Annotated in this window: 15 protein-coding genes; 8 read left to right on the top strand and 7 right to left on the bottom strand. The window is 66.0% G+C overall.

Annotated elements, in window-relative coordinates:
* Positions 1-212: 212 nt before the first annotated feature.
* The 8 genes from ABLI39_RS10075 to ABLI39_RS10040 all read left to right on the top strand — a co-directional run bounded on the left by ABLI39_RS10075 (position 213) and on the right by ABLI39_RS10040 (position 11232).
* Positions 213-833, top strand: coding sequence for a hypothetical protein (locus ABLI39_RS10075; protein WP_349413280.1), 621 nt, complete (start codon positions 213-215; stop codon positions 831-833).
* Positions 834-983: 150 nt separating this feature from the next.
* Positions 984-2960 (top strand): APC family permease, encoded by a 1977-nt coding sequence (locus tag ABLI39_RS10070; RefSeq protein WP_349413279.1) that lies wholly within the window; start codon positions 984-986, stop codon positions 2958-2960.
* Between the two features lie 362 nt (positions 2961-3322).
* Positions 3323-3421, top strand: a complete 99-nt coding sequence (locus ABLI39_RS10065; protein WP_349413278.1) for a potassium-transporting ATPase subunit F — start codon at positions 3323-3325, stop codon at positions 3419-3421.
* 7 nt (positions 3422-3428) lie between these two features.
* Positions 3429-5096: a potassium-transporting ATPase subunit KdpA gene (kdpA, locus tag ABLI39_RS10060; protein ID WP_349413277.1), complete on the top strand. Its 1668-nt coding sequence runs from the start codon at positions 3429-3431 to the stop codon at positions 5094-5096.
* The gene (gene kdpB / locus ABLI39_RS10055) at positions 5093-7231 is read left to right on the top strand and encodes a potassium-transporting ATPase subunit KdpB (RefSeq protein WP_349413276.1); all 2139 of its coding nucleotides are present in this window, start codon (positions 5093-5095) and stop codon (positions 7229-7231) included. Before kdpA ends, kdpB begins: the two co-directional genes overlap by 4 nt.
* A 12-nt stretch (positions 7232-7243) precedes the next feature.
* Positions 7244-7873 carry a K(+)-transporting ATPase subunit C gene (gene kdpC / locus ABLI39_RS10050; RefSeq protein ID WP_349413275.1) on the top strand — a complete coding sequence of 210 codons (630 nt, stop codon included), beginning with the start codon at positions 7244-7246 and terminating at the stop codon, positions 7871-7873.
* Between the two features lie 12 nt (positions 7874-7885).
* The gene (locus tag ABLI39_RS10045; protein WP_349413274.1) at positions 7886-10561 is read left to right on the top strand and encodes a DUF4118 domain-containing protein; all 2676 of its coding nucleotides are present in this window, start codon (positions 7886-7888) and stop codon (positions 10559-10561) included.
* Positions 10558-11232, top strand: a complete 675-nt coding sequence (locus tag ABLI39_RS10040) for a response regulator (protein ID WP_349413273.1) — start codon at positions 10558-10560, stop codon at positions 11230-11232. The genes ABLI39_RS10045 and ABLI39_RS10040 overlap by 4 nt, the downstream gene beginning before the upstream one ends.
* A 13-nt stretch (positions 11233-11245) precedes the next feature.
* Here ABLI39_RS10040 and ABLI39_RS10035 read toward each other — a convergent pair whose 3' ends face one another.
* The 7 genes from ABLI39_RS10035 to ABLI39_RS10005 form a co-directional block, all read right to left on the bottom strand.
* Positions 11246-12622 carry an MFS transporter gene (locus tag ABLI39_RS10035; RefSeq protein ID WP_349413272.1) on the bottom strand — a complete coding sequence of 459 codons (1377 nt, stop codon included), beginning with the start codon at positions 12620-12622 and terminating at the stop codon, positions 11246-11248.
* Positions 12623-12732: 110 nt separating this feature from the next.
* Positions 12733-13185 carry a MaoC family dehydratase gene (locus tag ABLI39_RS10030; RefSeq protein ID WP_349413271.1) on the bottom strand — a complete coding sequence of 151 codons (453 nt, stop codon included), beginning with the start codon at positions 13183-13185 and terminating at the stop codon, positions 12733-12735.
* Positions 13186-13187: 2 nt separating this feature from the next.
* Positions 13188-14381 carry a thiolase family protein gene (locus ABLI39_RS10025; RefSeq protein WP_349413270.1) on the bottom strand — a complete coding sequence of 398 codons (1194 nt, stop codon included), beginning with the start codon at positions 14379-14381 and terminating at the stop codon, positions 13188-13190.
* Positions 14381-15157 (bottom strand): 3-oxoacyl-ACP reductase FabG, encoded by a 777-nt coding sequence (gene fabG / locus ABLI39_RS10020; protein ID WP_349413269.1) that lies wholly within the window; start codon positions 15155-15157, stop codon positions 14381-14383. The genes ABLI39_RS10025 and fabG overlap by 1 nt, the downstream gene beginning before the upstream one ends.
* 32 nt (positions 15158-15189) lie before the next feature.
* Positions 15190-16386 (bottom strand): acyl-CoA dehydrogenase family protein, encoded by a 1197-nt coding sequence (locus ABLI39_RS10015; RefSeq protein WP_349413268.1) that lies wholly within the window; start codon positions 16384-16386, stop codon positions 15190-15192.
* A 4-nt stretch (positions 16387-16390) separates the two neighbouring features.
* Positions 16391-16846: an acyl-CoA thioesterase gene (locus ABLI39_RS10010; protein WP_349413267.1), complete on the bottom strand. Its 456-nt coding sequence runs from the start codon at positions 16844-16846 to the stop codon at positions 16391-16393.
* Positions 16839-18089 carry a CaiB/BaiF CoA transferase family protein gene (locus ABLI39_RS10005; RefSeq protein WP_349413266.1) on the bottom strand — a complete coding sequence of 417 codons (1251 nt, stop codon included), beginning with the start codon at positions 18087-18089 and terminating at the stop codon, positions 16839-16841. Before ABLI39_RS10005 ends, ABLI39_RS10010 begins: the two co-directional genes overlap by 8 nt.
* Positions 18090-18221: the final 132 nt, after the last annotated feature.

The following is an 18221-nucleotide window of genomic DNA, read 5'->3' as shown; positions in this document are numbered from 1 at the left end:
CGCCGTCGAGAATTGCGCTAGTCCCCTCCGCTTCGGGCAAGTGGATGCGGAGAAACCCCGGGTCGCGGACGTTAGGATTACGCGAACTTTGGGCCGTCGTGCGTATGGAAAGCGTTAAGGTCGGTTCCGGCGAGGCCCTGACGTGGTGTCATGGAGGAAGGGGACGCTGCGTCACAGTGGCCGCAGTCCAATCCTCAGCAGGAGAAACCAGAATGAATACGCCGCCCCGCGAGCACTCAGTCATATCAGGCCCTCCGGATCCTGTCGGTGAACCCCGGGATTTCATTGCCGTCGATGACGGCGGGGATTTTTCCTTTCACCGGTCAGAACAGGATCTTTTGGCGGCGTTTGAATACGTGGGGGAGGCCGTGTGCGTCGTCGACCGCAACGGCAGCGCCTACAGACTGGCCTTGGCTCCAGACCGTCACCTGGTTCTTGAGCCTTCACTCGGACCGGTCGAGTTCCACTGGCTCCGCCAGGCATGGCTGGACGCTCAGAATGCCCACCCCGAGTCCCACCGGCTTCGGCGCTTTTTTCCCATCACTCTGGAGCAGGTGTTGTCGGCCGTATTCGAAACTGTCACCCTGGAGCACGGACCGGAGGCAGCCGCAGGTTCGTGGTCTCTTGAGATGAACGGCATCGCATCACACCCGAGCAGCCTGGAGGACATCGACCGTTTGCTGGCACACCAGGACCTGACGAGGCATGTCCGCGTGCAGGACCCCTTCGGACACGTTTACCGGCCTGTGCGGCACCGCAAGCACTGGTACCTGCCGGAATTCGCGGGATTCAACCTCTACGTTGAAATACCGGCCTCGAACGCGTCAACCTGACGAATTTCCCTCTCCGAGCGGCGGTCCCGGCCTTTCGTCGACCCGGCGTTAAGGATCCGTCAAGATCGACGCACGACTGCGATCAACGCGAGAGGCCGATGTTACTGTCGGCAGTGGACGCGATGGCTGGCATCGTGCGGAAAGGCCCGAATGACCACGATGAGCAGGCCACCTGCGGATCCTTCGGCGGCACGCCCGGGCGCCGGTGAAAACTTCAAGAGCTGGCTGCTGTTCGGTCTTCAGGATGCCAAGGGCGCCCATCAGGGTCCCGGTGCGGTCGGCGACTCGCACCTGAAGAAGCACCCATGGTGGCAAGTGATGTGCCTCACCGGCGTCGACTACTTCTCCACCCTCGGTTACCAGCCCGCCATCGCCGCTTTGGCCGCAGGCGTGATCTCCCCGCTGGCGACTATGGTGCTCGTAGCCGTTACTCTGCTTGGCGCCCTCCCGGTCTACCGCCGCGTCGCCGGGGAAAGCCACCGAGGCGAAGGGTCCATCGCCATGCTGGAACGGCTGATGCCGCGCTGGGGCGGAAAGCTCTTCGTCCTGGTCCTGCTCGGCTTCGCCGCCACGGACTTCATGATCACCATGACGCTATCCGCAGCCGATGCCACCGCGCACGCACTTCAGAACCCGTTGACACCGGGCTGGTTGCAGGGCCAGAACATCCCAGTCACGCTCTTCCTGCTCGCCATGCTGGCCGCTGTGTTCCTGCGCGGATTCAAGGAGGCCATCGGCGTTGCCGTGGTCCTGGTGGGGCTCTACCTTGGACTGAACGTCATCGTGGTCGTGACTACAATCCTCGAGGTCATGGGCCACCCGGTCGCCGTTGGGGACTGGTGGCAGGCCTTGTCCACGTCCCACGGCAACCCGCTGATGGTCGTGGGCATCGCCCTGCTGGTGTTCCCCAAGCTGGCTCTGGGCCTCTCTGGATTCGAAACCGGAGTGGCCGTGATGCCGCAGATCAAGGGCCGCCCGGGTGACACTGAAGAGCGTCCTGCCGGCCGGATCGATGGCGCCCGCCGGCTCCTTACAACCGCCGCCGTTATCATGAGCGCCTTCCTCATTACCACCAGTTTCACCACCGTGATCTTGATACCTGAGCGGGAGTTCCAGCCGGGCGGCCAAGCCAATGGCCGAGCCCTGGCGTTCCTTGCTCACGAGTATCTCGGCACCGGCTTCGGCACGGTCTATGACATCAGCACCATCGCCATCCTTTGGTTCGCCGGCGCCTCCGCAATGGCGGGGCTGCTGAACCTCGTGCCCCGGTACCTGCCCCGCTATGGCATGGCCCCGGGGTGGGCCAGGGCCGTCCGCCCCCTGGTGCTGGTGTTCACACTCATCGGATTTTTGATCACCTGGCTGTTCAACGCCGACGTCGACGCCCAGGGCGGTGCCTACGCTACCGGCGTCTTGGTTCTAATGACCTCCGCCGCCGTGGCGGTGACATTTTCCGCCCGGCGCGGAAAGCAGCACAAGCGCACAATCGGTTTCGGCGTGATCGCCGTGGTGTTTATCTACACCACCGTAGCCAACGTCATTGAACGACCCGAAGGCATCCGGATCGCAGCTTTCTTTATCGTCGGAATCATCGTGATTTCGCTGCTTTCACGAATCCGGCGGTCCTTTGAACTGCACGCGACACATGTCCACTTGGACCGGCAGGCACTGGAGTTTGTCTCCGAGGTGCTCGACGGACCCCTGGGCATCATCTCCCACGAACCCCTGCGAATCACCGCGGAGGCTTACCGGAACAAACTGGACTCCGCCATTGAGGTCAGCCACCTGCCCTTGGACCAACAGGCGCTGTTTCTGGAAGTGATCGTGGACGATTCCTCCGACTTCGAAACAGAACTCGAAGTGAAGGGCGTGACCCGGCACGGGTACCGGATCCTAGAAGTCCACGGACCCGTAGTGCCGAACACCATCGCATCCGTCTTGCTGCACATTCGGGACATCACAGGCCTGATGCCGCACATCTACTTCCGCTGGACCGAGGGAAACCCCGTCACCAACCTGCTGCGCTTCCTCGCGTTCGGGGAAGGGGAGATCGCACCCGTCACCCGCGAAGTTCTCCGCGAAGCCGAACCCGATGTAACCCGACGGCCATGGGTCCACGTCGGCTGAACGCCGCCGCCCAGCCGTGGCGCGCAATGCGCGCAGGGACCTCTGTGCCCTGAATCGATGCCCGGCGGCCCAGCCCCTCTTTCCCGCCGACCCCTGTTGCCGGATCCCTGCCACTTTCCGGGCACGTTAAGGCAACGTCAAGGTCGTCCCTCCGGGCGTTAAGAATCCATCAGGAACCGACTATTTGGCTCTGAAGAGGAGTTGACTGTCTGTAGCCCCGCAAGGGCGCACAGAAAGGAACCTGTAATGGCCGATGTGGCTGTGATCGGAATTCTCATGGTGTCCATGGGATTCCTAATGTGGATCGGCCACCTGCTGGCCGGGATGGTCGGCGCCGCCGAGGACCGGCCGGAGGGCGGGCAATGAGCGCCGACGCGACCATGTGGCTCGTCCTGTTGATCGCCGGACTTGCCCTTTTCGGTTACCTGCTCGCAGTCCTGATCCATCCGGAAAAGTGGTGAGCGGATCATGACCTTCAACACCGTATCCTTCGTCGTCCAAGTAGCAGCACTTCTCATTGTCCTGGCCGCCGTCCACAAGCCCTTCGGCATCTACCTGGCCCGGGTCTTCGAGCGCACGGCCTCCAGCCGGCCCGAACGTCTGTTCTACCGGCTCGCCGGGGTTGACGCCGCCACCGACCAGGCTTGGACGGTATACCTGCGCAGCATCCTGGTGTTCTCCGCCGTCTCGATCTTGGCTGTGTTCGGCCTGCAGCGGTTGCAGGGCGTCCTGCCGGGCAGCGGGTCCCTGCCCGGCGTCGACCCGTGGGTGGCCATGAACACGGCGATTTCATTCGTGACCAACACAAATTGGCAGGCCTACGTACCGGAGACTACGGTGGGCATCTTGGTGCAGATGACCCTGCTTGCGGTTCAGAACTTCCTCTCCGCGGCCGTCGGGATCGTCGTCGTCGTCGCCCTCATCCGCGGCATCGCCCGCACAAGAACGCAGCGGCTTGGCAATTTCTGGGTGGACCTGACCCGGGCCACGTTCCGCGTCCTGCTTCCGCTCGCGTTCGTCGCGGCCGTGGTCATGGTCCTGGGCGGCGTGGTGCAGAACTTCTGGCCCACCGACGTCGTAAATCTGGCGGCCGGGATCCACCAGACCATTCCCGGGGGGCCGGTCGCGTCCCAGGAAGCCATCAAGATCCTGGGCACCAATGGCGGCGGCTACTTCAACGCCAACTCCGCCCACCCTTTCGAGAACCCCAACGCCTTCATCAGCCTCTTCGAGGTGTTCCTGATCCTGCTCATTCCCTCGGCTCTGCCTTACGCCTTCGGCCGGATGGTCGGGGACCAGAGGCAGGGCCACACGGTCGCCGCCGTCATGGGCACCCTGTGGCTGGCCTCCACTGTCCTGATGGGCTGGGGCCTATCCTCGGCCCAGGGCGCAGCGACGGCGGCCGCCGGCGGCCTCGGCGAAGGTTTTGAACAGCGCTTCGGCCCGGCGCCAAGCGCAATTTTCGCCACGGCCACCACCCTGACCTCGACCGGAGCAGTTAACGTCGCTCACGATTCCCTGCCACCGCTCGCAGGCGGAATGGCCATGGTGAATATGATGCTCGGCGAGGTCGCCCCCGGCGGCACGGGTTCCGGACTCTACGGGCTGCTGATCCTGTCCATCATTTCCGTCTTCATCGCCGGGCTCATGGTGGGGCGCACCCCCGAGTACCTGGGCAAGGCGATCGGGCCCACAGAAATGAAACTCGCCGCCCTGTACATCCTCGTCACCCCGGCTCTGGTCCTGGCCTTGGCTGGGATCACCGTCCTGCTGCCGGATGCCATGGCCAACGCCCCGGCCACCGGGCCTCACCAGTTCAGCGAAGTGCTGTATGCCTTCACCTCCGGGGCCAACAACAACGGCTCCGCCTTCGGCGGCATCACCAGCTCCGGCCCCTTCCTCTCAGTCATGATGGGCCTGGCGATGCTGCTGGGCCGGTTCCTCCCGATCGTTCTGGTCCTCGCTCTCTCCGGCTCCCTTGCCCGCCAGGGCAAGATTCCCGCCTCCGCCGGCACGGTCCCCACCCACGGTCCACTGTTCGGCAGCCTGTTGCTCGGCGTGACAGTGATCCTGACCGCCCTGAGCTACTTCCCGGCCCTCGCCTTGGGGCCCCTCGCAGAAGGACTCCTCAAATGACCCGGTCCAGCACAGCATCAGCCTCGGACATCGCCGCCCAAACATACGCTGACGGCAACCCCCTTGGCACCCCCGGCGAACATAAACACCACACCAAAGCCCCAGCGAAAATCACGCCGGCCAGTGTCATGGCCGCACTTCCACTGGCGGTCCGGAAACTCTCCCCGCGGCAGATGGTCCACTCCCCGGTCATGTTCACCGTGCAGGTCGGAGCCGTCCTGTGTACGGCGATCTCCCTCTATCGGCCGTCGGTGTTCGGCATCGCGGTCACGGCCTGGCTGTGGCTCACCGTGCTCTTCGGAACCCTGTCCGAGTCCATCGCCGAGGGCCGCGGCAAAGCCCAGGCAGATAGCCTCCGAGCAAGCCGCAAAGGCGTCCAGGCACGGCTGCGGCAGCCCGACGGCACCGCTACGGATGTCCCGGGTACAGAGCTGCGGCGAGGCGACGTCGTAATCTGCGAAGCCGGGGACGTCATCCCCTCGGACGGTGAAATCATTGAAGGCTTGGCCAGCGTCGACGAATCGACCATCACCGGCGAATCAGCCCCCGTCATCCGCGAGTCCGGCGGCGACCGCTCCTCCGTCACCGGCGGCACGAGGGTTCTTTCGGACCGGATCGTCGTGCGCATCACCGCCGAGCCGGGGCAGACATTCATCGACCGGATGATCAAACTCGTCGAGGGTGCCGTACGGCAGAAGACCCCTAATGAAATCGCGCTCCACGTGCTCTTGGTCTCCCTAACCATCGTGTTCTTGGCCGTCACCATGTCGCTGGCCCCGTTCGCGTCCCTGGCCGGTGCCACCCCGTCCCCGATCGTGTTGGTGGCCCTGCTGGTTTGCTTGATCCCCACCACCATAGGGGCGCTCGTCCCGGCCATCGGCATCGCCGGGATGGACAGGCTGGTCCAGCACAACGTGCTCGCCACCTCCGGCCGCGCAGTGGAAACCGCGGGGGACATCACCACCCTCCTGCTGGACAAGACCGGGACGATCACCTACGGCAACCGCCGCGCCGTCAACTTCTTTCCCGCCAACCACGTGGAACAGACCCTCCTGATCGAAGCCGCCCGGGTCTGTAGCTTGGCCGATGAAACCCCCGAAGGACGTTCCATTGTGGACCTTGCCGGGGAAAATGGCGTAACCGGGTCCGATCTGGCGGACCTCGAACGCACCAGCAGGAGTTTTGCAGTGGTCCCCTTCAGCGCCACGACGCGGATGAGCGGCCTTGACCTGGACGGCCGGCAAATCCGGAAGGGTGCCGCCTCCACCGTGGCCGCCTTCGTTGCCGAATACGGCGGGCACACGCCGGTGGAAGTCGACGACCGGGTCAACGAAATCTCGGCCCAGGGCGGCACTCCATTGCTCGTCGCCCAGGTGGACAGGGACGGGCGGGCGGATGTCCTGGGAACGATCCACCTCGCGGACGTAGTCAAACCCGGCATGCACGCCCGGTTCGCGGAACTGCGGCAAATGGGCATCCGCACGGTGATGATCACCGGCGACAACCCCATTACCGCCAAGGCCATCGCCGGCGAGGCCGGCGTCGATGATTTCCTGGCTGAGGCCACGCCGGAGGACAAACTCGAGGTCATCAAGAAGGAACAGGCCGCAGGCCGTCTCGTGGCCATGACCGGAGACGGCACCAACGACGCGCCGGCCCTGGCAGCGGCAGACGTCGGCGTCGCGATGAACTCGGGCACCCCGGCGGCGAAGGACGCCGCCAACATGGTGGATCTCGATTCCGACCCCACCAAACTGATCAACATCGTTGGCATCGGCAAGCAGCTGCTCATCACGCGCGGCGCCCTGACCACCTTCTCGGTAGCGAACGACGTCGCCAAATACTTCGCCATCGTCCCGGCGCTGTTCACGGCGGCGTTCCCGGGGCTGGGGCTGCTCAACATCATGGGGCTCTCAACCCCGTCCTCGGCCATCCTGTCGGCCGTGATCTTCAACGCCCTCATCATCGTCGCCCTAGTTCCGCTCGCCCTTCGTGGAGTGAAATACCGTGCTGTGTCCGCGAACCGTGCACTGGGGCGAAACCTGTTGATTTACGGGCTCGGAGGGCTAATCGCCCCCTTCATCGGCATCAAGATCATCGACCTGATCATGTCCCTTTTCCCAGGAATCGGCTAGGAACACGCCCTCATGAACACATTCACCGGCTATCTCCGCCAGGCAGGAACCGGGCTGCGCTTCCTCATCCTTGCCACGCTGGTCCTGGGGGTGGCCTACCCCGTGGCCGTCTTCTGCGTCGGACAGGTCCTGGCCCCCTACCAGTCCAACGGCTCCGTCATCAAAGACGCGACAGGCGCCCCCGCCGCGTCCGCCCTGATCGTCCAGGCCGCCGCCGACGACAAGGGCGTTCAGGATCCTCGCTGGTTCCATGCCCGGCCGTCGGCCGTGACGTGGGATCCGGCGACTTCCTCGGCCAGCAACCTCGGCCCCAACGATCCCAAACTCCTGACTGCGGTCAAGGCGAATCGGGCCGCCGTCGCCGCCGCGGAAGGCATCAGCGAATCCGCTGTTCCTGCCGACGCCATCACAGCCAGCGCGTCCGGACTGGACCCCGACATCTCCCCCGAATACGCCAGGCTGCAGGTGCGACGGGTGGCGGCGGCACACGGCCTCAGTCCTGACGTTGTGGCATCACTCGTGGAGCAGCACACCACCACCGGGATAGTCGCATTCCTTGGTCAGCCATCGGTCAACGTGACGGCCCTGAACCTGGCAGTTTCCGCCGCCTCCCCGGCGTCCCAGTCGGCACAACCCAAGTGAGAGAATGACGGCATGGCACGTGGAACGCTGCGAATCTTCCTTGGGGCAGCGCCTGGGGTCGGCAAAACCTACGAGATGCTCGAAGAGGCGCACCGGCTCGGCAAGCGCGGGGCCGACGTCGTCGTCGCGTTTGCCATGGACCACGGCCGCAGCGAGACCCGCGCGCTGTTGGAGGGACTCGAAATCGTTCCCCCCAGGCGGCTGCCCTACCGGGGTACTGAATTTGAGGAAATGGACCTTGACGCAGTCCTGGCCCGCGCACCCGAAACGGCAATCGTCGACGAGTACGCCCACTCCAATGTGCCCGGCAGCCGCAACCCCAAACGCTGGCAGGACGTCGACGAGCTGCTGGAAGCGGGAATCGATGTCCTATCCACCGTCAACATCCAGCATCTCGCGTCGCTAGGCGACGTTGTCAGCGCGATCACCGATGTCCGCCAGGCAGAGACCGTGCCCGACGACGTTGTCCGCAGGGCCGACCAAATCCATCTCGTGGACATTTCACCCGAGCTGCTGCGGCAGCGCTTGGGCGACGGCAAGATCTACGCTCCCGAAAAAATCGATGCGGCACTCTCAAATTACTTCCGCTTGGGTAACCTCACTGCGCTGCGGGAACTGGCCCTCCTGTGGCTGGCCGACCGCGTAGATGAGGGCCTGGCCAAGTACCGGGCGGAGCAGGGCATCGAGGAGAGTTGGCCGGCCAGGGAAAGGATCGTGGTGGGGCTGACAGGCGGTCCTGAGGGAGACGTCCTGATTCGCCGCGGTGCCAGGATCCTCACCCGCGTCAACGGTGGTGATCTGCTGGCGGTGCATGTCCGCGTGGCCGACGGGGTGGCCAGTGAATCCCCGCAGGCGCTCGAAGCCCAACGCCATTTGATCCAGGACCTCGGCGGCAGCTACCACATCGTGACCGGCGAGGATCCTGCCGGAGCCTTGCTGGACTTCGCCCGCAGCGTCAACGCCACCCAAATCGTCGTTGGAATTTCCCGGCGTAAGAAGGTGTCGGCCCTGCTGGAAAACCTTCTTGGCGGAGGCGTCGGCACGCGGGTGGTTCGGGATTCCGGCGATATCGACGTCCACATGGTCTCGCATCCGCTCGGGGGGCGTGGCTCCCGGCCACCCCGGCAACGCGATCTGGGCCGTGTCCGGATGACGGTCGGATTCGTCCTCGCCGTCGCGCTCCCGGCCGTCCTGCAGCTCCTGCTGCTGTTCCTCAACCCGGGGCGGAACGTGGCCACCGTGATGCTGGTGCAGCTCAGCGGGTCGATTGCCGTAGCCCTCGTGGGTGGCCTCTGGCCTGCGATTCTCGCCGCGCTCTGGAGCAGCCTCCTGGTGAACTACTTCTCCACTCCGCCGGTTGGCAATCTCACCATCAGCGACCCACAGAATCTCCTCGCACTGCTGGTGTTCGTTGGCGTTTCGGCAGCCGTCGCCGTCGTCGTGGACGTGTCAGCCCGGCGGTCCAAGGAGGCTGCGCGCGCCCGAGCGGAAGCAGCCACCCTCAGCGACCTGGCCCGCAGTGCAGCAGGTTCGGACGACATGCTCCGCGCCCTCCTGGAGCAGGCGCTGGGTGTCTTTCAGGTCCGGGGGGCCGCCGTCTTCAGCCTCGATGATTCTCAGGACGACTCCGGCCCGGCTGGCGCAGACGATCGGCGGTGGCGCCTGACCGGCACTGCGGGGGACGTCACCAAAGCCGACGCCGACCACGGGGGCGTCAACGGCGAGAACATCGAGGAGATCGACGCGTCCACACGCCTGGTGCTCTTCGGCCGGATCCTGCCGGCAAGCGATCGGCGCCTGTTGGGAGCCTTCGGTGTCCATCTCGCTGCCCAGCTTGAGCGCCAGCAACTCGTGGCGAGCCGCCGGCAGATGCTCCGACTCGCCGAAAGCAACACGATCCGCACGTCCCTTCTCCGCGCTGTTTCCCACGATCTCCGCACGCCCTTGGCTGGGATCAAACTCGCCGTTGGCGGCCTGCGCCATGACGGCGCCCGGTACACGCCGGACGAGCAGAAGGAGCTACTGGCAACCATCGAGGAGTGCTCGGATCGTTTGGATGCCCTCGTCGGCAACCTCCTGGATATGTCCCGGATCAGCGCAGACGCCGCCACCCCCCTGCTCAGGCCGGTGCGCTGGTTCGAGGTGATTCCGGATGCACTGCGTGCGGTGCCGAAGGGGCGCGTCCGCGTCGAGCTTCCCGCCAACATGCCCGAGGTCGATGCCGACGCCGGCATGTTGGAGCGTGTCATAGCGAACATTGTCGAAAACGCAGTGAAGTACGCCCCGGATTCGGACATCGTCCTGGTGGGGGCGGGAGGCGGCCTGAGTCCGGTCGCCCTTGAGGGTCGTCCTGCCGGAGAATTGCGCATCATTGATCACGGCCGGGGAATTCCGGCGGAAAGAGTGGTGGAAATGTTCCGGCCGTTCCAGCGCCTCGACGACGCGCCGCAGACAACGGGCATCGGCCTTGGCCTGGCCGTAGCGAAGGGCTTCACGGACGCCATGGGCGGAACCCTGACCGCCGAGGCGACGCCAGGCGGCGGCCTAACCATGGTCATCCGGCTTCCGCTCTCCACCGGCGCGCCGTTCGACGCAGACCACCGGCAAGCACCTGTGCAACCGCAGTCGGCCGTGGCCCGTAGGCGGCGCAGCCTGCCGCTCCCCGGATATGGGGCGGGCGCAGGATGACAGCCGTCCTCGTGGTCGACGACGACCCGCATCTGCTCAGGGCCCTGCGCATCACGCTGCGGGCCCACGGCTACGAGGTCACCGTGGCGGAGGACGGGCAGTCCGCCCTCCTCGCGACGGCCCGCACGCCTCCGGCGCTGGTCATCCTGGACCTGGGCCTGCCGGACATGGACGGCACCGCGGTCCTGGCAAAACTCCGCGGCTGGAGCCAGGTTCCGGTGCTGGTGCTCTCAGCCCGCCACGGCTCCGAGGACAAGGTCCAGGCGCTCGACGCCGGCGCCGACGACTACATCACGAAGCCGTTCGGGCTGGACGAACTGCTGGCCCGGCTGCGGGCGCTCCTGCGCCGGCGCGCCGATCCGGATCACGAACCGGTCGTCGCCACCGATGCCTTCACCGTGGACCTCGGCAAGCACCGGGTCACCCGCGACGGCGAGGACGTCCGGCTCACCCCGACTGAGTGGAAAATGCTCGAGGTGCTGGTGCGGAACCCCGAGAAACTCATCACGCAGCAGCAGCTGCTCTCCGAGGTCTGGGGCCCGGCCTACGCGAAGGAAACCAACTACCTCCGTGTGTACATGGCCCAGCTGCGCCGCAAGCTGGAACCGGACACGGCCACACCGCGGCACCTGCTCACCGAGGCCGGGATCGGCTACCGGTTCCAGCCGTAGTTAAGTCCGGCCGTCAGCAGGCGTCCGCCTCGGCGTTCAGGTCCCGGCCCCGGGTTTCGGGGGCGAAGAAACCGGAGACCCAGCCGATGGCTGCGTAGCTCATCAGGATCGCTGCCACCGGGAGCCAACCCGGCCCGGTTGCGGCGACCACCGCGGCGGCCAGGATGGGGCCAAGGCCGCCGGAGAGGACGGCGCCGACCTCCTTGACCGTGGTCATGAAGGAGAACCGGCGCTTGGAACCGAACATTTCCACCAGCCACGTGGATTCCACTCCGTACATGTTGGGGATCGGGCCGCCAATGTAGATGACGAACACCAGAGCCACCAGGACCGGGTTCCGGGTTTCGATCAGCAACATCGCGGGAATGGTGAAGGCGAACTGGAAGGCCGAGAGCCACAGCCACACGATTCTGCGGCCGTACTTATCGGTGAGCTTGCCGGTCAGCAGGACGGTGAGTATCCCCAGGATGGAGCCCAGCGTCACGCCGGTGGTGACAAGGTTGGCGTCCATCTTCACGACGGACACGGTCCACCCGATGAGGAAGCCTTTGACCAGATAGACCGAGCCGTTCTCGCCCAGTTTGATGCCCAAGGACACCAGGAACGGCTTCCGGGCATCCGCAGCGTCGCGCCACACACTTTGCTGCTTCGCTCCGGCGCGGGCCGCCTCCCGGCGCTGCTTGACGACCTCGAAGACGGGCGATTCGTGGACGGTGCGCCGCAGGTACAACGCTACGAGCGTGGTGGCGACGCTGAGCAGGAACGGGATACGCCAGCCCCAGCTCAGGAACTGCTCTTTCGGCAGTTGCGACATCAGCAGCCACAGGGCGCTGGCCAGCAACACCCCGGTTGCAGTCCCCAGGGCCACCACTGCGCCGTAGAAGCCGCGGCGGGCGCTGGGCGCCGACTCCACGAGCAGGAGCGAGGCGCCTGAAAGTTCGGCACCGGCGCCGAAACCCTGGATGAGGCGAAGCAGGACCAGCAGGACCGGGGCGGCGACCCCGATTTGGGCATACGTGGGCAGCAGGCCCATCCCGAGGGTGGCGAGCCCCATCATTCCCACCGTGATGACCAGGACGGATTTGCGGCCGTACTTGTCTCCCAGGTATCCGAAGTAGATGCCTCCGAGGGGCCTGACGAGGAACCCGGAACCGTAGGCGGCGAAGCTGGCCAGCAGGGCCATCGCCGGGTCGGTGTTCGGGAAGAACAGCGGCCCGAATACCAAGGCGGCTGCCAGCGTGTAGAGCGTGAAGTCCATGTATTCCAGCGCCGAGCCGAGCCAGGAGGAGATCGAGGTCCGGCGCAGCTCGGCCGGCGACACCCCCGGGTCGGCAGCAAAACGCGCTGCCTCTGACTCTGCGTATTTCACGTTCATGTTTTCAGTAACCACGGATTATCTTTCTAGTGAGGAGCCGGCAGGCCGGCTCAGCCGCAACTTCATTGTTCGGATGGTGTTGGTGCAGTTTCGTGCAGTGGTGCAGGACGGACCCTGCAGTCGCCTCAAACCCTGAGGAGGGACACAGTCTCGGCGATGCAGGCCGGCTTTTCGGAGCCTTCCAGCTCGATCCGGTGCAGGACCTTCAGCTGCCGGCCGTTAGCCGTCCCGGTCACGGAGGTCAGCGTCAACCGGTCCCGGATCCGGGAACCGGCCCTGGCCGGGGCCGGGAACCTGACCTTGTCCAGGCCGTAATTGATGACCGATTCCGCGCCTTGGACCCGGTAGACCTGTCCGGCCAGGTACGGCAGCATCGAGAGGCTCAGGTAGCCGTGGGCCACGGTCGCGCCAAAGGGACCGTGGGCGGCCCGCTCCGGGTCGGTGTGGATCCACTGCTGGTCGAGGGTGGCGTCGGCGAAGGCCTGGATCTGCGATTGCTCCAGCCGGTGCCAGCCGCTCACGCCGAGCTCCTGTCCTGTGACGCCCTCCAGCTCGGCGATATTTTCAAACAGCCTCATCATCAGACCCTCTCCAGTAGCATCGCGACGCCTTGGCCCAGGCCTACGCACATCGTGGCCAGGCCGCGGGCGGCGTTTTCGCGTTCCATCCGGCCCAGCAACGTCACGACGATCCGTGAACCGGAGGATCCCAGCGGATGCCCCAGGGCGATCGCACCGCCGTCGTTGTTGACAGTGCCCGGATCAAGCCCCAGCAGGCGCATGCAAGCGAGCGACTGTGCGGCGAAAGCTTCGTTGAGTTCGACGGCGCCCACGCCGTCCAGGCCCCAGCCGGCCTTCGCCAAAGCCTTGCGCGTTGCCGGCACCGGGCCAATGCCCATGACCTCCGGGGAAACCCCGGCCGCTTGGCTGGTGACGATCCGGGCCCGCGGCGTAAGCCCGTAGCGGGCAACGGCCTCGCCGCTGGCCACTACAACGGCGGAGGCGCCGTCATTCAGGGAACTGGAATTGCCGGCGGTGACGGTGCCGTCCTGCCGTACGATCGGCCGCAGGGCCGCGAGCGCCTCCGGGGTGGAGCCGCGGCGCGGTCCCTCGTCGGCGTCGACCCACGAAATTTCGCCACGGCGGCCAGCCACGGGAACGGGAACGATCTCATCCCGGAACCGGCCGGCGTCGATCGCCGCCAGCGCCCGCTCATGTGAGCGCAACGCGAAGCTGTCCGCGTCGGCCCGGGAGATACCCTCGCGTCCGGCCACTTCCTCAGCCGTCGCCGGCATCGAGAACCGGGCGCCGGCCTGCATCCGCGGGTTAACGAACCGTGCGCCGATCGAGGTGTCCGCCAGTTCCCCCGGCTTCGCAAACGGCTGTTCCGGCTTCGCCATCACCCAGGGTGCGCGGGTCATGGACTCGACGCCGCCGGCCACCACAACGTCGGCGTCCCCGTTGCGGACGGACTGCGCCGCCATGCTGATGGCAGTCAGGCCGGAGGCGCAGAGCCGGTTGACCGTGACCGCGGGGACGGCACCGGGCAATCCGGCCAACAGCACCGCCATCCGTGCAACATTGCGGTTGTCTTCCCCCGCCTGGTTCACGCAGCCGAGGATGACCTCGTCGATCCCGCCGGGATCGGCGCCCGCCCGGTCCACGGCGGCCCGCAGTACGAGGGCGGCCAGGTCGTCGGGCCGGACGGTGGCGAGAGCGCCGCCGTAGCGGCCCACGGGAGTGCGGACCCCGCCAACAAGGAACGCCTCCGGCATTAGCGCGCCCCGCCGTTGATGTAGAGCGTCTGGCCCGAGATGTAGGAGGCGTCATCGCTGGCGAAGAACACCACGGCGGCGGCCACTTCTTCCGGCTGGCCAACCCGGCCCAGCGGTGTCCGGGCGGCGACCGCCGCCTGGTGCTCGGCCGGGCTGCTGCCGACCCGCTCGGCTGTCGCCGCCGTCATGGAGGTGGCGATGTAACCTGGTGCCACCGCGTTGACGGTGACGTTGAACGGGCCGAGCTCGATGGCGAGGGTGGCCGTCAGGCCCTGGATGCCGGCTTTCGCAGCGGCGTAGTTCGCCTGGCCGCGGTTGCCGAGGGCGCTCCGGCTGCTGAGCGAGACGATTCGTCCGGACCGTGCCGGGACCATGTACCGCTGCGCGGCTCGGGAACAGAGGTAGGCGCTGGTCAAGTTGGTGGTGAGAACCGAGTCCCAGTCCGGGCGCTCCATTTTGAAGAAGAGGTTGTCCCGGGTAATTCCGGCGTTGTTGACGAGGATGTCGAGCCTGCCAAACTCCCGGTGGAGGTCAGCGAAGACGCGGTCCACGGTGGCTTCGTCCGTGACGTCGCAAGCGGCCGCGACGGCCCGGCCGCCGGAAGCGAGCACCTGCGGATCGGCGGAGATCTGTTGCGCTGTGTCCTTGGCACCGGCTTCGTTGAGGTCCAGGACGACGACGGTGGCGCCGCCGGCCGCCAGCTTCAGTGCCGTGGCGGCACCGATTCCTTGCGCCGCGCCGGTCACGACGGCGACTTTGTCGATGAAGTTGGTCATATTGTTTCCTTTGGTCGTTTTGGGAGCCGGATCTAGCTGAAGGCTGAGATGCCGGTGATCTCCCGGCCGATGAGCAGGGACTGGATGGAGTCGGTGCCCTCGTAGGTGGACACCACTTCCATGTCCGTCATGTGCCTGGCCACGTGGTTCTGTAGCAGGACGCCGTTGCCGCCGAGCATGTCCCGGGCTTCGGAGCAGATCCAGCGGGCCTTCTGCGCCGTGTGCATCTTGGCCAGCGAAGCCATGGGTCCGCTCATACGCCCGTCTTCGGCCAGGACTGCGAGCCGGAAGCAGATCAGCTGCATGGCCGTAAGCTCGGCGAGCATGTTGGCAAGTTTGTTCTGCACCAACTGGAAGCTGCCGATCGCTTTGCCGAATTGCTGCCGGGTCTTCGCGTAGTCCACTGCCGCCTCGTACGCGGCCATCGCATGGCCCAGGGATTCCCAGGAAGCACCGCTGCGCGTGGCGGTCAGGACGCGGGTGACGTCCTTAAAGGACTGGCAGCCGGTGAGCCGGTTGTCCGCCGGCACGCGGAGGTTGTTTAGGGTGATGTCCGGCTGAAGGATCGCGCGCTTGCCGATTTTTCCGGTGATGACCTCGGTGTGATAGCCGGCCGGATAGTCGCCGTCCGCGCTGCGTTCCATGACAAAGGCTTTGACCTTGCCGTCTTCCTCGTCGCGGGCGAAAATGATGACGACGTCGGCCATGCTGGCGTTGCCGATCCACCGTTTCCGGCCATTGAGGATGTAGCTGTCGCCCTCCCGCCGGGCACTGGTCTCCAGCGCCACCGAGTCGGAGCCGTGGTCCGGCTCCGTCAGGGCGAAGGCGCCGATCTTCTCCAAGGTCGCCATCGACGGGAGCCAGCGTTCCTTTTGCTCATCGCTGCCCAGCATGTTGATAGTGCCCATGGCAAGGCCGGACTGGACGCCGAGGAAGGTGTTGACCGAGCCGTCGCCGCGGGAGACCTCGGCCGCGACGATCCCGGCAGCCAGCCGGCTCAACCCAGGGCAGCCGTACCCCTTAATGGTGGAGCCCACGATGCCGAGGGCTGCGAGCTTGGGAATGAGTTCAAACGGGAACTCCGCCCGCTCCCAATAACCGTTGATGACCGGCAGCAGGTCTTTGTCGACGAAATTGCGGACCTTGAGCCGCAGGGCGCGGTCTTCGGCGGTGAGGAAATCGTCCATCAGGTAGAAGTCGGTGCCGTTTTCGGCGGGTTCGGTGGTCATGGGGTCAACTCCAGGAGGTGGGATGGGAAATCTGCGGGCCGGATGGGTCGGTGCGGCAAGGGCTGGGCTGGAACTCGGCGAGCCAGCTTCGCTCCGCCGCTGCCAGCGGCCTCGCCGCGCCGGTCTCCGGCGAGACCGCCACCAGGACGGTCCGGCCGTGGACGGCGACTTCGCCGCTTTGGGTGGCTGCGCATTCGAGGGTGTAGGAGCTGGTGCCGATCCTGCTGACCGTCAACTCGACCGTTAGCTCCTGGCCGTGGATCACGGGGCGGCGGTAGTTCAGCTCGAGGGCCGCCACCACGGTCGGCGCCGCGGTGGCAGTCCGGGTTCCCGGCGTCGTCGCACGCCACTGGATCCGGGCCTCCTCGAGCAGCGTCACGACGGCGGCGTGGTTCACGTGGCCGTTGAGGTCCTGGTCCGACCAGCGCGGGGAGATCCGTGCCCGGTACGGTTCAGGCATGGGCCAGGGTTTTCTGCTGGAGCAGCCAGTCGCGGACCAGCTTGGAGCTTTCGTTGAGCTCCGGCGGCGCGAGTGGGTAGTCGACGGGGGTGCGCGAGTACTCCACGGGGTGCCGGACCGTGGGGATCCTCCGCGTCCCGGTGCCGGCCAGGACCACCGGCTGCAGGCCCAAGCGTTCGGCGAACTCGACTCCGCCGCGCACGTCTTGGATGGGGGCGCACGGCAGGCCGGCGCCGGAGAGGTGCGCGAACCACTCCGCAGCGGACTGCGTTGCCAACACGGTGTGAAGGATCTCCCGGAGTTCATCCCGGTGCGCATTGCGCTGCAGGGTGGTGGCGAACTTCAGGTCCGCGGCGACGTCGGGGATGGCCAGGGCGGCGCAGAGCCGGACAAACTGGGCATCGTTGCCTGTCGCGATGATGATCATGCCGTCCCCGGTCTGCATCGGCGCGTAGGGGTACATGCTGGGATGTTCGTTGCCCATCCGGGTCGGCACCACACCGCCGGTCACGTAGGCCGCGGACTGGTTGACCATGCCGGACAAAGCCGAGGTCAGCAGGTTCAGCTCCACCAGCTGGCCCTCGCCGGTCAGGTCCTTGTGGTGCAAGGCCCCCAGAATGCCGATGGCCGCGTGCAGGCCGGTGATGACGTCAAACAGGGCGATGCCGGCCCGGTACGGCTGCGTATCCTGGTCTCCGGTCAGGCTCATCATCCCGGAAGCGGCCTGCACAAGCAGGTCATACCCCGGGATGTGCGCGCCGGGGCCGGTGCCGAACCCGGTGATGGAGGCGTAGACGATGTCCGGCTTCAGCTCAGCGGCGGCGGTGTAGTCCAGCCCCAGGCGTTCCATGTTGCCCGGCTTGAAATTTTCGATCATGACGTCCGCAGAACGGATCAGCGAACGCGCCACCTCCAGGTCCTCCGGGTCCTTCAGATCCAGGGCGATCGAGTGCTTGTTCCGGTTCACCGCGAGGAAGAATGTGGCCTCGCCGTCGCGGACCGGCGGCATGTAGCTGCGGGTGTCGTCCCCCTCGGGCCCCTCAACCTTGATCACCGTGGCTCCCATATCGGCCAGCAGCATGGTGGCATAGGGGCCGGCAAGTACCCGGCTGAAATCTGCGATCACGACGCCGGCCAGCGGACCCGAGCCTGGGCGGCCGAGCGGTCCGGGAGCCGGGCTGGCGGCATCCGGGATCGGGCCGCGGCCCGATCCCGCGGCCGATTCAGCGTTCGGTTGATTCATGTGGTTCCTCCGATATGTGGTCTGCATCACCTACCTTGGCAAGCCGATTGATCCGCGTCCAATACGCATTTGTGCCGAATTGATACCCCAGGCTCATCACTGCCGGCGCCGGTTTGTTCGGTATCTTGGGCA

The organism is Pseudarthrobacter sp. B907 (assembly GCF_040137805.1).
GTDB lineage: Bacteria > Actinomycetota > Actinomycetes > Actinomycetales > Micrococcaceae > Arthrobacter.
Note: the sequence above shows the minus strand (reverse complement) of the source record. Positions and strands in the feature narration are given on the sequence as shown.

What these genes read in the sequence shown, in the direction of transcription:
- ABLI39_RS10075 (WP_349413280.1), top strand. Translation starts at nt 213, where the DNA reads ATGAATACGCCGCCCCGCGAGCACTCAGTCATATCAGGCCCTCCGGAT.
- ABLI39_RS10070 (WP_349413279.1), top strand. Translation starts at nt 984, where the DNA reads ATGACCACGATGAGCAGGCCACCTGCGGATCCTTCGGCGGCACGCCCG.
- ABLI39_RS10065 (WP_349413278.1), top strand. Translation starts at nt 3,323, where the DNA reads ATGAGCGCCGACGCGACCATGTGGCTCGTCCTGTTGATCGCCGGACTT.
- kdpA (WP_349413277.1), top strand. Translation starts at nt 3,429, where the DNA reads ATGACCTTCAACACCGTATCCTTCGTCGTCCAAGTAGCAGCACTTCTC.
- kdpB (WP_349413276.1), top strand. Translation starts at nt 5,093, where the DNA reads ATGACCCGGTCCAGCACAGCATCAGCCTCGGACATCGCCGCCCAAACA.
- kdpC (WP_349413275.1), top strand. Translation starts at nt 7,244, where the DNA reads ATGAACACATTCACCGGCTATCTCCGCCAGGCAGGAACCGGGCTGCGC.
- ABLI39_RS10045 (WP_349413274.1), top strand. Translation starts at nt 7,886, where the DNA reads ATGGCACGTGGAACGCTGCGAATCTTCCTTGGGGCAGCGCCTGGGGTC.
- ABLI39_RS10040 (WP_349413273.1), top strand. Translation starts at nt 10,558, where the DNA reads ATGACAGCCGTCCTCGTGGTCGACGACGACCCGCATCTGCTCAGGGCC.
- ABLI39_RS10030 (WP_349413271.1), bottom strand. Translation starts at nt 13,185, where the DNA reads ATGAGGCTGTTTGAAAATATCGCCGAGCTGGAGGGCGTCACAGGACAG.
- ABLI39_RS10025 (WP_349413270.1), bottom strand. Translation starts at nt 14,381, where the DNA reads ATGCCGGAGGCGTTCCTTGTTGGCGGGGTCCGCACTCCCGTGGGCCGC.
- fabG (WP_349413269.1), bottom strand. Translation starts at nt 15,157, where the DNA reads ATGACCAACTTCATCGACAAAGTCGCCGTCGTGACCGGCGCGGCGCAA.
- ABLI39_RS10015 (WP_349413268.1), bottom strand. Translation starts at nt 16,386, where the DNA reads ATGACCACCGAACCCGCCGAAAACGGCACCGACTTCTACCTGATGGAC.
- ABLI39_RS10010 (WP_349413267.1), bottom strand. Translation starts at nt 16,846, where the DNA reads ATGCCTGAACCGTACCGGGCACGGATCTCCCCGCGCTGGTCGGACCAG.
- ABLI39_RS10005 (WP_349413266.1), bottom strand. Translation starts at nt 18,089, where the DNA reads ATGAATCAACCGAACGCTGAATCGGCCGCGGGATCGGGCCGCGGCCCG.